The sequence below is a fragment of the Propionicimonas sp. genome (genome assembly GCF_047606205.1).
GTDB lineage: Bacteria > Actinomycetota > Actinomycetes > Propionibacteriales > Propionibacteriaceae > Propionicimonas.
In genome coordinates this window covers 1-5,474 of the sequence record NZ_JASGES010000126.1, presented here as the reverse complement: position 1 = coordinate 5,474, position 5,474 = coordinate 1, and the positions used below count along the sequence as shown (strand labels likewise).

At 71.6% G+C, this 5,474-nt stretch carries 4 protein-coding genes; 2 read left to right on the top strand and 2 right to left on the bottom strand.

Annotated features, from left to right (window positions below; genetic code table 11):
• Nucleotides 1-8: 8 nt before the first annotated feature.
• Together QM633_RS08260 and QM633_RS08255 are read right to left on the bottom strand one after the other, a co-directional pair.
• Nucleotides 9-2,465: a DNA gyrase/topoisomerase IV subunit A gene (locus tag QM633_RS08260; RefSeq protein WP_415153268.1), complete on the bottom strand. Its 2,457-nt coding sequence runs from the start codon at nucleotides 2,463-2,465 to the stop codon at nucleotides 9-11.
• A gap of 29 nt (nucleotides 2,466-2,494) precedes the next feature.
• The gene (locus tag QM633_RS08255; RefSeq protein ID WP_415153267.1) at nucleotides 2,495-3,532 is read right to left on the bottom strand and encodes an App1 family protein; all 1,038 of its coding nucleotides are present in this window, start codon (nucleotides 3,530-3,532) and stop codon (nucleotides 2,495-2,497) included.
• A 126-nt stretch (nucleotides 3,533-3,658) separates the two neighbouring features.
• Between QM633_RS08255 and QM633_RS08250 the strand changes: the two genes are divergently transcribed.
• Nucleotides 3,659-4,246, top strand: a complete 588-nt coding sequence (locus QM633_RS08250) for a DUF5998 family protein (protein ID WP_415153266.1) — start codon at nucleotides 3,659-3,661, stop codon at nucleotides 4,244-4,246.
• A complete protein-coding gene (locus QM633_RS08245; protein ID WP_415153265.1) occupies nucleotides 4,243-5,352 on the top strand; it encodes an alkaline phosphatase family protein in 1,110 nt (369 codons plus the stop codon). The genes QM633_RS08250 and QM633_RS08245 overlap by 4 nt, the downstream gene beginning before the upstream one ends.
• The last annotated feature ends 122 nt before the right edge of the window (nucleotides 5,353-5,474 follow it).

Genomic DNA, 5,474 nt, shown 5'->3' with positions numbered 1-5,474 from the left:
CCCGCGCCTCAGCCGTGGTAGCGGGAGCCCACCGCGGCGATCGGCTGGGCAGCCGGGACGCCGGAGCCGTCGCGGCGGAGGTCGGGAGCCGGCAGGTCGATCGGGGTGCCGGACGCGGCCGCGGCGATCGCGGGGTCGGGGCCGGCCCAGCCGAGCAGCAGGCCGTCCTCGCCCTTCAGCAGGCGTTGGCAGCGGACTCCGCCGGTCGCGCGGCCCTTCCCGGGATACTCCGCGAGCGGGGTCACCTTCACCGTCCCGGCCTCCGTGCCGGGCAGCGCGGACGACGAGCCGGCCACCGTCACCACCGAGGAGTCCGCGACCGGCGTCGCGCCGAAGAACACCACCCGCGCCCCCGGGGAGAGCTTGATGCCGGCCATGCCACCGCCGGAGCGTCCCTGCGGACGCACTCCCGCGGCAGGGAAGTGCAGCAGTTGCGCGTCGCTGGTGATGAACACCAACTCCACCAGGTCGTGGCCGAGTTCGACCGCGCCGACGACCTCGTCGCCGTCGTCGAGCCGGATGATGTCCCACGCGTCCTTGCCGATCACCTCCGGATTCACCCGCTTCACCACGCCGTTCCGGGTGCCCAGCGCCCAGCCGAAGGTGGTCTCGCCCAGCGTGCCGAGCCCGAGGATCCGCTCGCCGGGCTCCAGCGGTAGCAGTTCGGCTGCCGGCGACCCGCCCTGCAGGTTCGGTGCGGCGGCGGTCACCGGTACCGACGGGACCTCGATCGCCTGGCCACGGACCAGCCGGCCGGTGCTGGTCAGGACGCAGAACTCCCCACGGGCCGTCGTCCGTACGGCCGAGCTGATCACGTCGTGGGTCGCCCGCGGCCCAGACGTCGGCAGCGGCTCGTCGTTGTCGCTGCGCGCCAGCAGGCCGGCCGAGGACAACATCACCCAGCAGGGGTCGTCCGCGATCTCCAGGCCGGCACCGTTCGCCTTCGCGGCCCTGGTCGCGGTGACCTGGTTGCCGGCAGAAGCCAGCAGGATCGTGCGACGCGGCGTCCCGTGGGCCCGCGCCACGTCGTCCAGCTCGTTCGCCGTGACCTCGCGGAGCCGCTCGTCCGAGTCCAGGATCCCCTGCAGGTCGTTGATGGTCAGCCACAGCTTGTCGCGCTCGGCCTCCAGCTCGATCGTGGAGAACTTCGTCAGCCGGCGCAGCTGCATGTCGAGGATGTAGGTGGCCTGCACCTCGGTCAGCTCGAACGCGTCCATCAGCCGGGCGCGGGCGTGTGCGCCGTCGTCGGAGGAGCGGATGATCGCGATCACGTCGTCGATGTCGACGATCGCGATCAGCAGGCCCTCGACGAGGTGGAGCCGATCCTTCGCCTTGTTCAGCAGGAAGGTCGAGCGGCGGCGGATCACATCCAGCCGGTGGGCGAGGAAGACCTCGAGCAGCTGCTTCAGCGACAGCGTGTTCGGTTGGCCCTCGACGAGGGCCACGTTGTTGATCGCGAAGGAGTCCTCCAGCTTCGTCAGCCGGTACAGCTCCTCCAGCAGGGCGTCGGGGTTGAACCCGTTCTTGACCTCGACCACCAGCCGGGTGCCGTTGGTGAGGTCGGTGAGGTCCTTGATGTCGGCGATGCCGGTCAGCTTCTTGGCGCCGACCAGGTTCTTCACCTGCTCGATGATCCGCTCCGGGCCGATCATGTACGGCAACTCGGTGACCACGATGCCCTTGCGGCGGGGGTGCACCTGCTCGATCCGGGCCGAGGCGCGGACGCGGAAGCTGCCGCGCCCACTGGCGTAGGCGTCGCGGATCCCGTCCAGGCCGATGATCTTGCCGCCCTCGGGGAAGTCCGGGCCGGGCACATAGCGCATCAGCTCGTCGACGTCGGCCTCCGGGTGCCACAGCAGGTGCTTCAGGGCCTGGACGACCTCGACCAGGTTGTGTGGCGGCATGTTGGTCGCCATGCCCACCGCGATGCCGGTGCTGCCGTTCACCAGCAGGTTCGGGAAGGCGGAGGGGAGCACCGTCGGCTCGGACTCCTTGCCGTCGTAGTTCGGCCGGAAGTCGACGGTGTCGGACTCGATGTCGGCGGTCATCGCGACGGCCGCCGGCGCCATCCGGCACTCGGTGTACCGCATCGCCGCGGGTCCGGAGTCGAGCGAGCCGAAGTTGCCGTGGCCGTCCACCGTGGGCAGTCGCATCGACCACGGCTGGCCCAGCCGGACGAGAGCGTCGTAGATGGCCGCGTCGCCGTGCGGGTGGTACAGGCCCATCACCTGGCCCACGACCCGGGAGCACTTCACGTGCGAGGTGTCGGGACGGATCCGCATCTGGTCCATCGTGTACAGGATTCGCCGCTGGACCGGCTTCAGGCCGTCCCTGGCGTCGGGGAGCGCCCGGGAGTAGATCACCGAGTACGCGTACTCGAGGTAGCTGGTCTCCATCTCGGCGGACACGTCGATGTCGACGATCCGCTCGGCGACCTCGTCATCAGCGCCAGGCTTGGCAACCATCTGGTCCTGCTCTCTGTCTCTTCCGGGCGTCACAGGGGTTCGGGCAGGGCGCGGAGGCCCGCGAGCAGTCCGCGTCCGTCGGGCGCCTCGACCCACGGGGTGTCGGCCGCGGCCTCCTGTTCCTCCGGCAGCGCCGACGTGGTGCCGTGGGCGAGGACCTGCTCGGTGGCCGAGAGCTGGCGGATCGCGATCGCGCGGACCCGGTCGGGGGCGACGTGTGCGAAGTTCGCGTACAGGACGGGATCGTGCTGGCCGTCATCCCCGACCAGCACCCACGAGATGCGTGGGAAGTCCCTGGTCAACTGCAGCAGGGCGTCCGCCTTGTGCGCCATCCCGGAACGGAACCAGCCGGTGTTGGTCGGCCCCCAGTCGGTGAGCAGCATCGCGCCGTGCGGGTAGCCGTGCCGCTTCAGGAACCGGGAGAGGAACCCGTGGGTGTTCCACGCCCCGGTGGAGATGTAGAGCACCGGGGCACCCGGGTGATCGGCCAGCAGGCCGGTGTACATCCGGGCCATGCCGGGGACGGACTGGCGGGCCGACTCGTCACGGATGAAGGAGTTCCAGGCCGCGATCATGGGGCGCGGCAGCCAGGTGGAGATGATCGTGTCGTCGATGTCGGAGACGATCCCGAAGGTGACCTCGTCGCCGACGACGTGGACGTCTGCCGCCGCCATCTTCGACGAGCGGCTGCGCACGCCGACCTGCTGCCAGCCGGGTGCGAGCTGGTGGTTGCGGATCCGCTCGTCGATGTACCCGCCGCGGTCGGTGCTGGCCGTGACCACCTGGTCGCCGACGGTGATCGTGACCGCGGCCCGGACGCAGGCCGCACTGAAGAAGTTGCGGAAGCCGCGACGCTTGATCAGGTCCTCGGTGGCCTTGGCCAGCCCGCCGCGCGCGCGGTTCGGGACCAGGACGACGCGGCCGAGCACCCGGATGCTCTCGCTGCTGCCGTAGCCGGTGTAGCAGATCACCTTCTCCCGCCAGCCGAGCCCGCGCAGCAACCCCTCGATGCGGCGATCGATGAACTCCTCGACGCGCGCGGCGATGAAGGGACGGGTGGTGCTCACGGCACCCCACCCTAATGGGGCGGCGGCCCCAGTCCTCGCAGCCCCGCGCAGGCACGACCTGTCGAGCCGCGGCGGTCCGGGACTGCGAGATTCTGGCCGGCCCGAGGAGGGTGAGAAGATGCAGCAATGACGCCACGTCCTGCGCTGAACCTGCCTGCGGGCCTGCGGGCCGAGATCCACGCCTGCGGCTACTTCCCCGAACTGGTCTGTGACGCGGTGTCGCTCGCCCTCGGGCCGGAGGAACCGGTCGCGCACCTGGTCCACCACGAGGCCACCTTCAACCGCGAGGAGATCCAGCGGCACCTGTCGGTGCTCGTGCTGACCGCCTCCCGGCTGATCGTCGCGCACACCGACGAGAACGAGGATCCCGGCGAGCCCGCGCAGGCGCTGACCACCACCGAGTCGGTCGGGCTGAGGGAGGTGAACTCGGTCGCTCTGAGTCAGGTGGTGGCCCACCCCGAGCGGTACGGCTCGCGGCGGACCGAGGTCTCCGAGGCGTGGCTCACGATCACCTGGGGCACGATGCGGCGGATCGACCTCGAACCCGCCCACTGCGCCGACCCCGAGTGCGAGGCCGACCACGGCCTCACCGGCATGCTCGCCGGCGACGACCTGACCGTGCGGATCAGTGCGGCCGGCGACGGCGAGACCAAGGTGTCACAGTTGATCAGCTTCGCCTCCGCGCTGCAGCTGGCCACCGGCAGCTTCGCGTGAGCCGGCCCCTCGTTCCCGGCTACGGGCGCTCGACGCTGGCCGACCTGCTGCCGAGCCTGGGAGCCCACCTGGGGCTGCCGGGCGCGCAGGACGTGCTCGGGCTGCCGGCGTCCCACCGCTATCTGGTCGTCCTCGTGGACGGGCTCGGCCGGTCGCTGCTGGACAGCTACGCCGACCAGGCGCCCTACCTGTCCGGACTGGCGGGGCCGACGATCACCTCCGGGGTCCCCAGCACCACCGCGACGTCGATCTCGAGCCTGGGGACCGGGCTGCCACCGGGTCGGCACGGCATCGCCGGCTACTCGTTCTGGTACCCGCCGGCGGGCTGCGTCCTGGCCACCCTGCGCTGGCCCGCGAGCATCGACGGCCTCGACGTGCAGCCGCAACTGACCTGTTTCGAGCGGCTCGAGCGCGCCGGCGTCCGTACCGCGGCGATCGCGCCCGCCCACTTCGCCGGCACCGGGCTCACGACGGCGGCGCTGCGAGGTCCGTCCTTCCTGCCGGTGACCGACGAACGGGACCGGACCCGCAGGGTGGAGCTCGCCCTGCAGGCGGTCACGGCGGGGGAGCGGGCGCTGGGCTACTTCTACGAACGGCAGCTCGACCACGCGGGCCACGAGCGCGGGGTCGGGTCGCCGCTCTGGCTCGCCGAGCTGGGAAGGACCGACCGCCTGGTCGCGCAGCTGAGGGATGCGCTGCCCGCCGACGTCCGGCTGGTCGTGACCGGCGACCACGGCATGGTGGACGTTCCGCGCCGGCAACGGCTGGTGGTCGAGGACGAGCCCGAGCTGCTGGCCGGCGTGACCGCTCTCGCGGGGGAAGGCCGGTTCCGGCAGCTGATGACCGGCGAACCCGGGGCGCTCGCCCGACGCTGGCGCGACCGGCTGGGTGACCGGGCGTGGGTGCGGACGCGGGACGAGGCGATCGAGGAAGGCTGGTTCGGCGAGGTCTCGCCGCGGCTGGCCGATCGCTTCGGCGACGTCCTGGTCGCGATGGCCGACGACGGTGCCGTGATGACCCGCACCCTGCCCAGGGAGGCTGAGCTGGTCGGCATGCACGGCTCCCTCACCCCTGCCGAGATGCAGGTCCCGCTCCTGTTCGCCTGACGGCGCGGAGCCGGCCCCGCCCGGGAGGGCGGGCGGCCGCCGCGATCCGGGCGTGGGCGGCACGAGGGGCCGCCGTGATCGGGAGCGGTCCGGGTGCGCCACAATGACGCCGTGGCTGAACT